Origin of the sequence: Pseudonocardia broussonetiae (assembly GCF_013155125.1) — a bacterium.
Lineage (GTDB): Bacteria > Actinomycetota > Actinomycetes > Mycobacteriales > Pseudonocardiaceae > Pseudonocardia > Pseudonocardia broussonetiae.
The window spans coordinates 147,489-160,595 of sequence record NZ_CP053564.1 but is presented as its reverse complement, the minus strand read 5'-3'; the positions used below and the strand labels follow the sequence as shown (position 1 = coordinate 160,595).

Genomic DNA, 13,107 nt, shown 5'->3' with positions numbered 1-13,107 from the left:
TGATCGCGCTGCCACGTAGGGTCGAGCCGTGACCACCCTGATCCTGCTGCGCCACGGACGCTCCTCGGCGAACACCGCCGGCGTGCTGGCCGGCCGCACCCCCGGTGTCGAGCTCGACGAGACCGGGCGCGGGCAGGCGGAGAAGGTCGTCGGCCGGCTCGACGGCGTGCCGATCGCCGAGATCGTCTGCTCGCCCATGCTGCGCTGCGAGCAGACCGTGGCGCCGCTCGCGGCCGCCCGGGGGCTCACCCCGCTCACCGAGCCCGACCTGGCCGAGGTCGACTACGGCACCTGGACCGGCGCGGAGCTGAAGAAGCTCGGCAAGGAACCGCTCTGGAAGGTCGTGCAGGGCCACCCGTCGGCCGCGGTGTTCCCCGACGGCGAGGGCCTCGCGGCGATGCAGGCGCGGGCGGTGGCCGCGGTGCGCCGGCACGGGGCGCGGATCGCGGCCGAGCACGGGCCGCAGGCGGTCTGGCTCGCGTGCAGCCACGGGGACGTCATCAAGTCGGTCCTGGCCGACGCGCTGGCCACGCACCTCGACAACTTCCAGCGCATCATGGTCGACACCTGCTCGATCAGCGTCGTGCACTACACGGAGACGCGGCCGTTCGTGGCGCGCGTCAACGACCTCGGTGGCGACGTCGCCGGGCTGGTCCCGCCGGCCCCCAAGCGCCGCCGCCGCACCGCCGCCCGCAGCTCCGACGCCGTGGTGGGCGGGACCACCTGACGCGCGGCGTGCCGACCGTGACGCGCGGGGCTACTCTGGAGGGGCCATGTCACGCGTCATCCACGTCTTCCGCCAGCCCGAGCGCTTCGTCGCCGGGACCGTCGGCGAGCCCGGCGACCGCTCCTTCTACCTGCAGGCCATCGAGGACTCGCGCACGATCAGCGTGCTCCTCGAGAAGCAGCAGGTGTCGGTGCTCGCCGAGCGCATCGCCGCCCTCCTGGAGGAGGTGAACCGCCGCTTCGGCGACGACGGACCCGCCGGCCCGGCCGACGGCACCGACCTCGACCCGCTCGCCGTGCCGCTCGAGGAGGAGTTCCGCGTCGGCACGATGGGCCTGGGCTGGGACGCCGACTCGAAGTCGGTCGTCGTCGAGCTCCTCGCGGTGAGCGAGGAGGAGGTCGACGAGTCGGTCGTGCTCGACGACACCGACGAGGGCCCCGACGCGCTGCGCGTGTTCCTCTCCCCGACCCAGGCGCAGGCGTTCGCCGACCGCGCCGAGAAGGTCGTCTCCGCCGGGCGCCCGCCGTGCCCGCTGTGCGCCGAGGCCCTCGACCCCGAAGGTCACGTCTGCGTGCGGCTCAACGGCTACCGCCAGCGCACACCCGCCGGCGACTGAGGCCGCACCTCGGTGACCGGAACCTCCTCCTCGGCCCGCGACCCGGCGGTGCCGGAGCTGCTCCGCCACGGCCGCATCGAGATCACCGGTCGCCTCGTCGACGCCTCCAACGCCACGCTGTTCGGCACGGTCAGCGCCGACGGGGTCGAGGCGAAGTGCGTCTACAAGCCGGTCCGCGGCGAGCGCCCGCTCTGGGACTTCCCCGACGGCACGCTCGCCGGTCGTGAGGTCGGCTCCTACCTGGTCTCCGAGGCGGCCGGGTTCGACGTCGTGCCGCCGACGCTGCTGCGCGAGGGCCCGTTCGGCCCCGGGATGGTGCAGGCCTGGGTCGACACCGACGACGAGCGCGCGCTCGTCGACGTCTGCTCGCCGAAGAAGGTCCCCGACGGCTGGATCGGCGTGCTGCGCGCCCGCGGCGACCGCGGCGAGCCCGCCGTCCTCGTGCACGCCGACACCCCGGCGCTGCGGCGGATGGCGGCGTTCGACGTCGTCGTCAACAACGCCGACCGCAAGGGCGGGCATGTGCTGGCCGGCACCGACGGGTACCTCTACGGCGTTGACCACGGCCTGACGCTGCACGTCGAGGACAAGCTGCGCACGGTCCTGTGGGGCTGGGTCGGCGAGCCGCTGCCCGGCGACGTCGTCGAGTCGCTGGAGAAGCTGCGCGCCGAGCTCGACGGGAGCTTCGCCGACGTCCTGGGCGAGCACGTCACGCGCCGCGAGGTGCGCACCCTGTCCTCCCGCGTCGACGCCCTGCTCGCCGAGCCGCGCTTCCCGGAGCCCACCGGGTACGGCCCGGCCATCCCCTGGCCGGCGTTCTGAGCCCGCCCGACGCGAGCAGCAGGCCCGACGCGAGCAGCCGGCCCCACGCGAGCAGCTAGCCCGACGCGAGCAGCACGATCCCGGCCAGCGCCAGCGCGGCACCCGCCCGCTGCAGCCCGGACGGCCGCTCGCGCAGCAGCACGAACGCGAGCACGACCGTGACGACCGGGTTGAGCGTGGCGATCACCGAGACCACGCTGAGCAGCCCGGTGCGGGTGGCCTCGCCGAACGCGAACGTGCCCAGGGCCAGCAGCAGGCCGGGGACGAGGACGAGCGCGCCGTCGCGCGCCCCCACCCGGACCGGGGCGCGCAGCAGCACGACCCCCACCCCGGTCGTCACGACGAGCGCGACGCGCGACCACACCAGCGCTCCGGGCGAGGAGTCGGCGGCCGCACCGGCGTAGGTGGCGAGGAACGTGCCGAACAGGACGGCCGCGGCCAGGGCCCAGCCGAGGCCCTCGGTGCGGCCGCCCGAGCTCGACCCGCCGCGGCGGGCGGCCAGCACGATCCCGACCAGGACCACCGGGATGCCGACGAGCTGCCACGGGCCGGGCCGGTCGCCCGCCACCAGCCCCACGACGACGGGCACGACGGCGCCGCTCGCCGTGATGGGGGACAGCACGCTGAGGTTGCCGGTGCGGCCCGCGCGGTAGAAGCAGGCGAGCGCGCCGGAGTTGGCCGCGCCGGCGACCACCGCGTAGGCCAGGCCGGGGCCGGTCATCGTCAGATCGGCGCCGAGCGTCAGCAGCACCGAGACGGCGAGCCCGGCGACCTGGCTGCCCAGCGCGACGGCCGCGAGCGGCATCCGGCGGCCCAGCACCGGCGCGAGGTAGTTCGCGACGCCGTAGGCGAGGGCGGTGCCGAGCGCCAGCAGGATCGCGACCACGTGATCATCATGCGCCACCGGTCACGGAACGGCCTCAGTGCTTCAATGTTCAAGTTGTTTGCGCTACGTTGCTTGAGAACTCAAGTCCGTCCGAGCGCTGGGAGCGCACCGTGACCGTCGTCGCCTGGATCCTGCAGATCGTCCTCGCCCTCGCCTTCCTCGGCGCCGGCGGCATGAAGCTCGCCCGCCCGCGGCCCGCCCTCGTGGCGTCGGGCATGGGCTTCGCCGAGGACTTCTCCGACTCCGCCGTGAAGGGCATCGGCGTCCTCGAGGTGCTCGGGGCGATCGGGCTCATCCTGCCGGCGGTCACCGGCATCGCGACCTGGCTGGTGCCGGTCGCCGCGATCGGCCTGGCGCTGGTCATGGCCGGTGCGGTCGTCGTGCACGTCCGGCGCAAGGAGCCGTTCGTGCCGCCGCTGGTGCTGGGCGTCCTCTCGCTGGTCCTCGCGGTGCTCCGCTTCGCCTACCCTGCCTGAGCATGACCACCATGCCGGCGGCGTTCGTCGGGCACGGCAGCCCGATGAACGCTCTCGAGTCCAACCGCTACACCGAGTCCTGGCGCGCGCTCGGGGCGGCCCTGCCCCGGCCGCGCGCGGTGCTCGTCGTGTCGGCGCACTGGTACATCGGTGCCACCGCCGTCACGGCGATGCCGCGACCGCGCACGATCCACGACTTCTTCGGCTTCGCCGGCGACCTGTTCGCCTTCGACTACCCCGCGCCCGGCGCTCCCGAGGTGGCGGCGGAGGTCGAGGAGATCGCCAAGCCGACGTGGGTCGGCCAGGACGTCGACAGCTGGGGCATCGACCACGGCACGTGGTCGGTGCTGGCGCACATGTTCCCCGAGGCCGACGTGCCCGTGGTGCAGCTGTCGATCGACGCCGGCAAGTCCTTCGACCAGCACCTCGAGCTCGGCGCGCGGCTCGCCCCGCTGCGCGAGAGCGGCGTGCTGGTCGTCGGCAGCGGCAACGTCGTGCACAACCTCGGCGGCATGGACCCGCGCCGCCGCGACGAGGGCTTCGACTGGGCGCAGCGCTTCGACGACGCCGCCCGCGCCACGATGACGGGCTCGCCCGACGCCCTGCCCGGGATCACCGGCTCGCGCGACTTCGACCTCGCCGTGCCCACCCCGGACCACTTCATCCCGCTGCTCTACCTGGCCGGGCTCGGCGCGGCGTCCGGGAGCGGCACCGACGTGCTCGTCGACGGGTACGCCTACGGGTCGCTGTCGATGACGGCCTACACCCTCGGCCTCGACGCCCCGGTGGCGACGAGCGACGCCCCCGGCGCGGGCAGCGTCCCGCCCGGGCGCCCGCCGGAGGCCATGAACATCTGAGCTAGCGCCCGAACGACTCGAACCAGGCGCGGTCGATCCACGGGGGCAGGTGCGGCGGCACGACCATCGCGGTGGTCGTGCCGCGGAAGACGACCTCGGTGGTGTCGTCGGGGCGCACGCGCACGCGGATGTCCTCGAGGTTGTGCGGCTCGCCCGGATCGTGGCCCAGCGTGGTGGCCATGAACGCGCGCATCGGCGCCGAGTGCGTGGCGACGACGACGAGCAGGTCGTCGACGGTGTCGTCGCGGGCCTCGGCGATGCCGCGCCAGAACCGGTGCGCGGCGACGTGCGGCGGCTCGAAGTACAGCGTCGGGTTGTGCAGCCAGTACTCGATCGGGCCGCCCGCCGCGGCGACGGAGCGGTAGTCGGAGTCGAAGCGGTCGTACTCGCGCGCCCAGTCGGGCAGGTCGCCGGTCAGCGCCAGCCGCTCGGCGACGGCCGTGGACGCGTCGACGCCCCGGCCGTGCAGCGAGTGGCGCAGGTTGTCGAACCACGGGTCGGGGTGCAGCGGCTCGGGCTCGACCCCGCCCTCGACCAGCGCCTCCCGCAGCCCGACGGCTGTCGCGATGGCCCGCGCGGTGCGCGCGTGCGGCATGCGGACGGTCGTGCCCGGATCGATCTCCTTGGCGAGCGCGGCGCCGCGCTGGCGGGCCTGCTGCTCGCCGAGCGGGGTGAGCCCGAGGTCGCCGTCGTAGCCGAGCGTCTCACCGTGCCGCAGGAGCACCACTTCGTAGTCCGCCACGTCGCGCACGCTACGGCGCGCCCGCCGCAGGAGGGGAGTGCGCCGTACCGGATGGCGGAACGCTGCGCCGTCGCGAGGGTGGGATCGACGCTCCCAGGCACCGCCTCGCGGTCGGGTCTAGCGTCGGTGACGGGCGGTCGTGCGTGGCGGCCGCGGAAGAGAGAGCACCGTGGAGATCGGTCTGCACGTCGCGGACTTCACCTACCCGAGCGGGCCCGCCGGGCTCGCCGACGACCTGACGCGCGTCGTCGTGGCGGCCGAGGAGGCCGGTTTCGCCCGCGTGAGCGTCATGGACCACGTCTGGCAGATCCGGCCCGTCGGCCCGATCGAGAACGACATGCTGGAGGCTTACACGACGCTGGGCTACATCGCGGCGCGCACCGAGCGCGTCCAGCTGCTGGCCTGGGTCACCGCCGTCACCTACCGCGAGCCGGGCATGCTGGCCAAGCTCGTGACGACCCTCGACGTCCTGTCGAAGGGCCGCGCGTGGCTCGGCATCGGCGCCGCGTGGAACGACGAGGAGGCCATCGGGCTGGGGCTGCCGTTCCCCGGCACGGCCGAGCGGTTCGAGCGCCTCGAGGAGACCCTGCAGATCTGCCTGCAGATGTGGGCCGAGGGCGACGCGCCCTACGAGGGCAAGCACTACCGGCTCGGCCGGACGCTGAACACGCCGGCGCCGCTGCGGCGCCCGCCGATCCTCATCGGCGGCGGCGGGGAGAAGAAGACCCTGCGCCTGGTCGCGCAGTACGCCGACGCCTGCAACCTGTTCGCCGGACCGGACCTGGAGCGCAAGCTCGAGATCCTGCGCGGGCACTGCGCCGACGTCGGGCGCGACTACGACTCCATCGAGAAGACGGTGATGTTCCCGCTGGACGCGGGGGAGAAGGGCGAGAAGGTCGACGCCCTGCTCACGCAGCTCCAGGGCCTGGCCGCGCTCGGCATCAACGAGGCCCACGGTTGGGTCCCCGAGGTGTGGAAGCCCGAGCGCCTGGAGCTGATCGGCAAGGAGATCATCCCCGCGGTGGCGTCGCTCTAGGGTGTTCATCGGCACTTCGGAGCCGGCCTGCTGTTTTCGGGCTCCCGAGACAGCAGTATGGCTCCGGAGTGCCGATCGTCCGTCGTCGTGAGGAGAGTTGTGAGCAGTCGCATCGGGGTCACCGGCCTGGCCGTCATGGGGGCGAACCTGGCCCGCAACATCGCCCGGCGCGGGGTGCCGATCGCCGTGCACAACCGCACGACGGCGAAGACCCGCGAGTTCATGGAGGCCTACGGCAGCGAGGGCGAGTTCACCGCCGCCGAGACGACGGAGGAGTTCGTCGCCGCGCTGGAGAAGCCGCGCCGGATCATCGTCATGGTGAAGGCGGGCAAGCCCGTCGACGCCGTGATCTCCGAGCTCACGCCGCTGCTCGACGAGGGCGACATCATCATCGACGCCGGCAACTCGCACTTCCCGGACACCAAGCGCCGCACCGAGGAGTGCGCCGCCAACGGGCTGCGCTTCATGGGCATCGGCGTGTCCGGCGGCGAGGAGGGCGCGCTGCTCGGGCCGAGCATCATGCCCGGCGGCGACCCCTCGGCCTACGCGGAGGTCGAGGAGGTCCTGACGTCGATCGCCGCGGTCGTCGACGGCACGCCGTGCTGCGTCCACGTCGGACCCGACGGCGCCGGGCACTACGTCAAGATGGTCCACAACGGCATCGAGTACGCCGACATCCAGCTCATCGCCGAGGCCTACGACCTGCTCACGCACGTCGGCGGGCTCGACGCCCCGGCCATCGCGAAGATCTTCGAGGAGTGGAACACCGGCGACCTCGAGTCGTTCCTCATCGAGATCACCGCGAAGGTGCTCGGCAAGACCGACGAGCGGACGGGCGGCCCGCTCGTCGACGTGATCGTCGACCAGGCCGAGCAGAAGGGCACCGGCACCTGGACCGCCGTCGACGCCCTGGGCCTGGGCGTGCCGCTCACCGGCATCACCGAGGCGGTGTTCGCCCGCGGGCTCTCGGCGCTGCGCGACGAGCGCAGGGCGGCGGCGGCCACGCTGGCCGGCCCCGTCCCCGGCGAGGGCCCCGACGGCCTCGTCGACGACATCCGCCAGGCGCTCTACGCCTCGAAGGTCGTGGCCTACGCGCAGGGCTTCGCGCAGATGCGGGCGGCCTCGCTGGCCAACGGCTGGGACCTCGACCTCGGCGCCATGGCCACGATCTGGCGCGGCGGCTGCATCATCCGCGCGCAGTTCCTCAACCGGATCCGCGACGCCTACGCCGAGCACCCCGACATCGACAACCTGCTGATGGTGCCCTACTTCACCGAGGCCGTCGCGAACGCGCAGGACGCGTGGCGGCGGGTGGTGGTGACGGCGACGCAGCAGGGCGTGGCGATCCCGGCGTTCGCGAGCTCGCTGAGCTACTACGACGGCTACCGCCGCGAGCGCGGCCCGGCCAACCTCATCCAGGGCCTGCGCGACTACTTCGGCGCGCACACCTACCTGCGCACCGACGCCGAGGGCAAGTTCCACACCCGGTGGGGTCAGGACGGCAGTGAGGTGCGGACGGACGGCTAGTCCTTCCGGCGCTCCGCCCCCCGAAGAGTTGCAGCAAGGCCACCTTGTGGACGGTTCATGGCGTGAAGGTGGCCTTGCTGCAACCGGGCGAGCCGCAGCCGGGCGTCTCAGGGCGCCGGTGCGCGGCGGAACAGCTGCGACGACCCGATCGGCACGAACCCCGCCGCCAGCAGCGCCCGCAGGCTGGCCGCGTTGCCCGGCGCCACCGCCGCGACCACGACCTCGCCGTCCGGCACGCACGTGAGGGCGTCGCGCACCAGTGCCCGGCCGGCGCCGCCGCGACGCCCGGCCGGCACCTCCATGCTCAGCTCGGCCAGCCCGGCGATCCCGCGGCCGAGCACGGCGACGTCGTCGCCGTCGGCCCGGCCCAGCACGCGGACGTCGTCGCGGACGGCCCGGGCGAAGGCGGCGCGCGGGTGGTCGGCGAGGTCGTTCCGGGCGCGCAGGGCGGGCGGGCCGCCGGTGCCGCGGGCGACGAGCAGCGCGTCGAGGCTGTCGATCCAGCCGTCCGGCCCGGCCAGCGCGGTGATCAGGCGCGGGTCGTGCGCGCCGCCGAACCCGTCGACCTGACGGGGCAGCGGGCCGTCGACCGCCAGCACCGCGAACCCGGTGAACGCCAGCACCGCCCCGACACCCGCGCGCCACGGCGGCACCCGTACCCAGCCGCCGTCCGACGGCGGGAAGCGGCCGTCGGCGGCGTCGCAGAGGAGGCCGGCGAGCGTCGTCACGCGACCGCCGCCAGCCGGGTCAGCACCTCCCGCGCCGCGGTGCGGCCGGCGCGGTTGGCACCGATCGTGCTGGCGCTGGGGCCGTAGCCGACGAGGTGGATGCGCGGGTCGGCGACCACCCGCGTGCCGTCCATGACGATCCCGCCACCCGGCCCGCGCAGGTGCAGCGGCGCGAGGTGACCTAGCGCGGCCCGCCAGCCCGTGGCCCAGAGGATGACGTCGGCGTCGTAGGTCGTGCCGTCGTCCCAGGCGACGCCCCCGGGCACGAGACGGTCGAACACCGGCCGCCGGTCGAGCACACCCGCCTCCTCGGCGGCGCGGACGGCGGACGTCCGCAGCAGCCCGGTCACCGACACGACGCTGCCCGGCGCCAGCCCCGCCCGCACCCGCTCCTCGACGCGGGCGACGGCGGCGCGGCCGTCGAAGGTGTCGTCGGAGAAGACCGGCGGGCGACGCGTCACCCACAGCGTGTCGGCGGCGACGGCCGCGATCTCGATCAGCAGCTGCACCGCCGAGGTGCCGCCGCCGACGACGACCACGCGCTTCCCGGCCATCCCGGCGGGCCCGCGGTAGTCGGCGGTGTGCAGCTGCCGGCCGTCGAAGGTGCCGGGGTAGCGGGGCACGAACGGGCGGGTCCAGGTGCCGGTGGCGTTGATCAGCGCGCGGGTGGTCCAGGTGCCGCGGTCGGTCTCGACGCGCAGGTCCGGATCGGCGTCGTGGACCCCGAGGACGTGCACCGGCCGCTCGACGGCCAGCCCGAACTCGCGCTCGTAGTCGCCGAAGTACTCCGGCACGACCTCCGCCGCGGGCCGCGTGGGGTCGGCGGGGTCGAAGTGCAGGCCGGGGAGGTCGTGGATGCGGTGGGCGTCGTCGACGCGGAGGGTGGGCCAGCGGTGCCGCCACGCCCCACCGGGCCCGTCCTCGCCGTCCAGCACGACGAAATCGGCCCCGGCCCGGGCGAGCCCGGACGCGGCCGACAACCCGGCCTGCCCGGCCCCGATGACGACGACCTCGGTACGCACACCCACCCCAACACCCGCACCCGTCACGCCCATCCCGTGGTGGTTGTGGTGTGCGTCGGTGGGGGTCGGGCGTGGGGCGCTCCGCCCGGCCCGCATCGACCGGCCGGCCCCTGCCGCAGCGACGCTGCCCAGCCCGGTGCCGCGCCGCGCCGCCGGGCCGCTTGCGACCCCCTTGCGCCGGTGATCAAGGCAGATGGTCGTGGTCGGTGATCCACGAGCGACCATCCGCCCTTGATCGGCGGGCGCATCGCGTTCCGCGGAACGCGGCAGCACCGGTGCGTGCGGACGCGGGCCGGCGGCTCAGGCTTCACGCGCGCGTTCCCGACTCCCGCGCACGTTTCACGTTCCCGCACGCTCCCGGGGCCGCGCGGGAGCCGGTTCGGTGCGCGGGAGCCGTCTCGGCGCGCGGGAGCCGGTGCAGCGCGGGAGCCGGTGCAGCGCGGGAGCCGGTGCAGGCGGGAGCCGGTTCAGCGCGCGGGAGCCGTCACGGCCCGCGGGAACGAGTCCCACACCCGGGGGTGCGGCAGACCCCTCGCAGCCGCTCCTCCCGCCGTCCCCGCACACCGAGCGCATCGTCGACACACCGGCTGCAGCCTGTGTGCGGCATACGAACCCGGTGCGCGGGCCGGTGCGGCCGTGTCCGGCGCGCACCTCGTGGCCGCCGGCCCAAGGCCGGACGTGGACGTGCGCACCTCGTGGCCTCCCGCGCACGACCAGGCGTACGCGGATGGCCGACCAACCGCCCGCTGCCGTTCCGCGGGATCACGGTCACCACCACAGCGCTCCGACGCGGCCAGACCCGGCGAGGGACGCGAACCGTCAGCGCACCCCAGCCCGGTCCGGGAAGGGGGTGGCCGTGTACCGCTCCGTCCACCCCGCCAACGACTCCACCGTCACGTTCCCGCCGCACACCACCAGCCCCAGGTGTGCATCGGACCCCACCCGGTCGAGCACCGCGCCGGCGGCCGCCACCAGGCACCCCGCGGCCGGCTCCGCCCAGACCTTGGCCTGCTCGGCGAGGGTGAGGGTGCCGCGCACGGCGTCGGCGTCGGACACCACCAGCACCTCCTCCACCCGCTCGCGCACGTGGTCGAGCGTGAGCTGCGAGACGTGGGGGGCCGAGAGCGTCGAGACGATCGACGTCGGCGCGATCGGCACCGGCGCCCCCGCGGCGAGTGCGCGGGTCATGGCGTCGGCGCCCTCGGTCTCCACGCCCCACACCCGGACCCCGGGGAACGCGGTGGCGACCCCGGAGATCAGGGCGCCGCCGCCGATGCTCACCAGGACGTCGGTGACGCCCGGTGCCGCGGCTGCGAACTCCAGGCCCACCGTGCCCTGCGCGGCCACGACCTCGCGGTCGTCGAACGGGTGCAGCAGCGTCATCCCGCCCGCCACCAGCTCGTCGAGCAGGGCGAACGCGCCGGACATGTCCGGGGTGAGCCGGACGTCGGCGCCGGCGGCGCGGCACAGCTGCACCGCCCGCGCGGGCACGGACTCCGGCATGACGATCGTCGCGGCGACGCCGAGCGCGCCCGCGGTGTCGGCGACGGCGAGCCCGTGGTTGCCGCCGCTGACCGCGACGACGCCGGCCGCGCGCTCGGCGTCGGACAGCCCCAGCAGCTTGTGGAACGCACCGCGCGGCTTGAACGACCCCGTCCGCTGCAGCAGTTCCAGCTTCAGCGTGACGGGGACGCCGAGGTGCCCGGAGAGCCCGGGGGACGGGACGGTCGGGGTGCGCACGACGTGGCCGTCGATGCGGTCGGCCGCCACGGCGATGTCGTCGATCGAGATCAGGTCGCTCACCCCGCCACGCTAGGCCCCGCCCGGGCGGCCCGGCACGGTGACCGCCGGCGCGCTACGAACGCCGCAGGGTCGTGAGTGGCAACCGTGCCCCTGGGCACGGTTGCCACTCACAGGCGCGTCAGCGCAGCGGTACTACCTCCGGCGCCCCCATGCGGGCGGAGTCGGCGGTCTCGTCGTCGGGCATCTTCTGGCTCTCCCGCTCGGCGTCGACCCGCTTGCGGTAGTGCTCGACCTCCCGCGCCACCTGGTCGTCGCTCCACCCCAGCACCGGGGCGATGAGCGCGGCCACCTCGTCGACGCACCCGATGCCCCGGTCGAAGGTCTCGATCGAGATGCGGGTGCGGCGGGCGAGGACGTCCTCCAGGTGCCGGGCCCCCTCGTGCGAGGCCGCGTAGACGGCCTCGGCGCGCAGGTAGTCCGGTGCCCCGGCGAGCTCCTCGCCCAGCGACGGGTCGGCGGCCACGAGGTCGAGCACCTCGTGGATCAGCGATCCGTACCGGGTGAGCAGGTGCGCGATCCGGGCCTCGTGCAGCCCGTAGCGCGCGGCCAGGACGTACCGGGAGTTCTTCAGCGCGGTGAACCCCTCGGCGCCCAGCAGCGGCACCTTCTCCGTGACCGACGGCGGCACCTTCGCGTCCAGGGCGTGCACGGCCGCGTCGACGGCGTCCTTCGCCATGATCCGGTAGGTCGTGTACTTCCCCCCGGCGACGACGACGAGCCCCGGCGCGGTGTGCGCCACCGCGTGCTCCCGGGACAGCTTCGACGTGGCCTCCGACTCGCCCGACAGCAGCGGTCGCAGACCCGCGTACACGCCCTCCACGTCGGCGTGCGTGAGCGGCTGCTCCAGCACCTCGTTGACGTGGTCGAGCAGGTAGTCGATGTCGGCGGCGCTGGCGGCCGGGTGGGCCTTGTCGAGGTCCCAGTCGGTGTCGGTGGTGCCGATGATCCAGTGCCGGCCCCACGGGATGACGAACAGCACCGACTTCTCGGTGCGCAGGATCAGCCCGGACGAGCCCTGGATCCGGTCGCGCGGGACGACCAGGTGGATGCCCTTGCTCGCGCGGACCTTGAACTGCCCGCGCTCGCCCACCATCGACTGCGTGTCGTCGGTCCACACGCCGGTGGCGTTGATGACCTGCTTCGCGTGGACCTTGAACGTGCGCCCGGACTCGAGGTCGTGGACCTCGGCCCCGGTGACGCGCTCGCCCTCGCGCAGCAGCCCGACCACGCGCGACCGGGTGGCCACGTGCGCCCCGTAGGCCGCGGCGGTGCGGGCGATGAACATCGTGTGGCGGGCGTCGTCGACCTGCGCGTCGTAGTACTGCAGGGCGCCGACGAGGGCGTCCTTGCGCAGCGACGGCACGATCTTGCGCGCCCCGCTGCGGGTGAGGTGGCGGTGCAGCGGCAGCCCGGCGCTGTGGCCCGACACCCGCGCGAGCACGTCGTAGAGCGCCACGCCGGCACCGGCGTAGAACCGCTCCCACCCGCGGTGCTTGAGCGGGTACAGGAACGGCACCGGCCGGATGAGGTGCGGCGCCAGCTCCTCGATGAGCAGCCCGCGTTCCGAGAGGGCCTCGGCGACCAGCCGGAAGTCCAGCATCTCCAGGTAGCGCAGGCCACCGTGGATGAGCTTGCTCGACCTGCTCGACGTCCCCGACGCGAAGTCGCGGGCCTCGACGAGCCCGACGGTCAGCCCCCGGGTGGCGGCGTCGAGGGCGGCTCCCGCGCCCACGACACCGCCCCCGACGACCAGCACGTCGAGTTCGGTCGACGCCATCGCCTCCAGCGCGGCCTCGCGGGCCTGCGGGGAGAGCGCGACCGATCTCATGGTGTGTCCTTTCGTCCGTTCGTACGCGGCCGGATCC

Annotated in this window: 13 protein-coding genes; 7 read left to right on the top strand and 6 right to left on the bottom strand. The window is 74.3% G+C overall.

The features are described 5' to 3' along the window. Window positions 1-28 precede the first annotated feature (28 nt). From HOP40_RS00795 to HOP40_RS00785, 3 genes are read left to right on the top strand one after another with little or no spacing between them, the layout of a single operon-like run. Window positions 29-727, top strand: a complete 699-nt coding sequence (locus HOP40_RS00795) for a histidine phosphatase family protein (RefSeq protein WP_172153926.1) — start codon at window positions 29-31, stop codon at window positions 725-727. A gap of 46 nt (window positions 728-773) precedes the next feature. Beyond that, window positions 774-1,343, top strand: coding sequence for a DUF3090 domain-containing protein (locus HOP40_RS00790; RefSeq protein ID WP_172153925.1), 570 nt, complete (start codon window positions 774-776; stop codon window positions 1,341-1,343). Window positions 1,344-1,355: 12 nt separating this feature from the next. Then, window positions 1,356-2,165 carry an SCO1664 family protein gene (locus HOP40_RS00785; protein ID WP_172153924.1) on the top strand — a complete coding sequence of 270 codons (810 nt, stop codon included), beginning with the start codon at window positions 1,356-1,358 and terminating at the stop codon, window positions 2,163-2,165. A gap of 55 nt (window positions 2,166-2,220) precedes the next feature. Here HOP40_RS00785 and HOP40_RS00780 read toward each other — a convergent pair whose 3' ends face one another. Beyond that, entirely contained in the window at window positions 2,221-3,051 is an 831-nt protein-coding gene (locus HOP40_RS00780; protein ID WP_172153923.1) for a DMT family transporter, read from the bottom strand. A gap of 110 nt (window positions 3,052-3,161) precedes the next feature. Here HOP40_RS00780 and HOP40_RS00775 point away from each other — a divergent pair, with 110 nt between their 5' ends. Next, window positions 3,162-3,527, top strand: a complete 366-nt coding sequence (locus HOP40_RS00775) for a DoxX family protein (protein ID WP_172153922.1) — start codon at window positions 3,162-3,164, stop codon at window positions 3,525-3,527. A 2-nt stretch (window positions 3,528-3,529) separates the two neighbouring features. Continuing rightward, entirely contained in the window at window positions 3,530-4,384 is an 855-nt protein-coding gene (ygiD, locus tag HOP40_RS00770) for a 4,5-DOPA-extradiol-dioxygenase (protein WP_205347042.1), read from the top strand. Window position 4,385: 1 nt separating this feature from the next. Here ygiD and HOP40_RS00765 read toward each other — a convergent pair whose 3' ends face one another. Then, window positions 4,386-5,126 carry a histidine phosphatase family protein gene (locus tag HOP40_RS00765; RefSeq protein ID WP_172153921.1) on the bottom strand — a complete coding sequence of 247 codons (741 nt, stop codon included), beginning with the start codon at window positions 5,124-5,126 and terminating at the stop codon, window positions 4,386-4,388. Window positions 5,127-5,295: 169 nt separating this feature from the next. Here HOP40_RS00765 and HOP40_RS00760 point away from each other — a divergent pair, with 169 nt between their 5' ends. Together HOP40_RS00760 and gndA are read left to right on the top strand one after the other, a co-directional pair. After that, entirely contained in the window at window positions 5,296-6,162 is an 867-nt protein-coding gene (locus tag HOP40_RS00760; protein WP_172153920.1) for an LLM class F420-dependent oxidoreductase, read from the top strand. A 99-nt stretch (window positions 6,163-6,261) separates the two neighbouring features. After that, window positions 6,262-7,689, top strand: a complete 1,428-nt coding sequence (gene gndA / locus HOP40_RS00755) for an NADP-dependent phosphogluconate dehydrogenase (RefSeq protein ID WP_275691330.1) — start codon at window positions 6,262-6,264, stop codon at window positions 7,687-7,689. Window positions 7,690-7,796: 107 nt separating this feature from the next. Here the strand turns inward: gndA and HOP40_RS00750 are convergent, their stop codons facing one another. The 4 genes from HOP40_RS00750 to HOP40_RS00735 form a co-directional block, all read right to left on the bottom strand. Then, window positions 7,797-8,417 carry an N-acetyltransferase gene (locus tag HOP40_RS00750; protein ID WP_172153918.1) on the bottom strand — a complete coding sequence of 207 codons (621 nt, stop codon included), beginning with the start codon at window positions 8,415-8,417 and terminating at the stop codon, window positions 7,797-7,799. Beyond that, the gene (locus HOP40_RS00745; protein ID WP_172153917.1) at window positions 8,414-9,472 is read right to left on the bottom strand and encodes a flavin-containing monooxygenase; all 1,059 of its coding nucleotides are present in this window, start codon (window positions 9,470-9,472) and stop codon (window positions 8,414-8,416) included. Before HOP40_RS00745 ends, HOP40_RS00750 begins: the two co-directional genes overlap by 4 nt. 786 nt (window positions 9,473-10,258) lie before the next feature. Then, window positions 10,259-11,242 (bottom strand): threonine ammonia-lyase, encoded by a 984-nt coding sequence (locus tag HOP40_RS00740; RefSeq protein ID WP_240157444.1) that lies wholly within the window; start codon window positions 11,240-11,242, stop codon window positions 10,259-10,261. Between the two features lie 118 nt (window positions 11,243-11,360). Then, complete coding sequence (locus tag HOP40_RS00735; RefSeq protein ID WP_172153916.1) at window positions 11,361-13,070, bottom strand: glycerol-3-phosphate dehydrogenase/oxidase; 1,710 nt, start codon at window positions 13,068-13,070, stop codon at window positions 11,361-11,363. Between the last annotated feature and the right edge of the window lie 37 nt (window positions 13,071-13,107).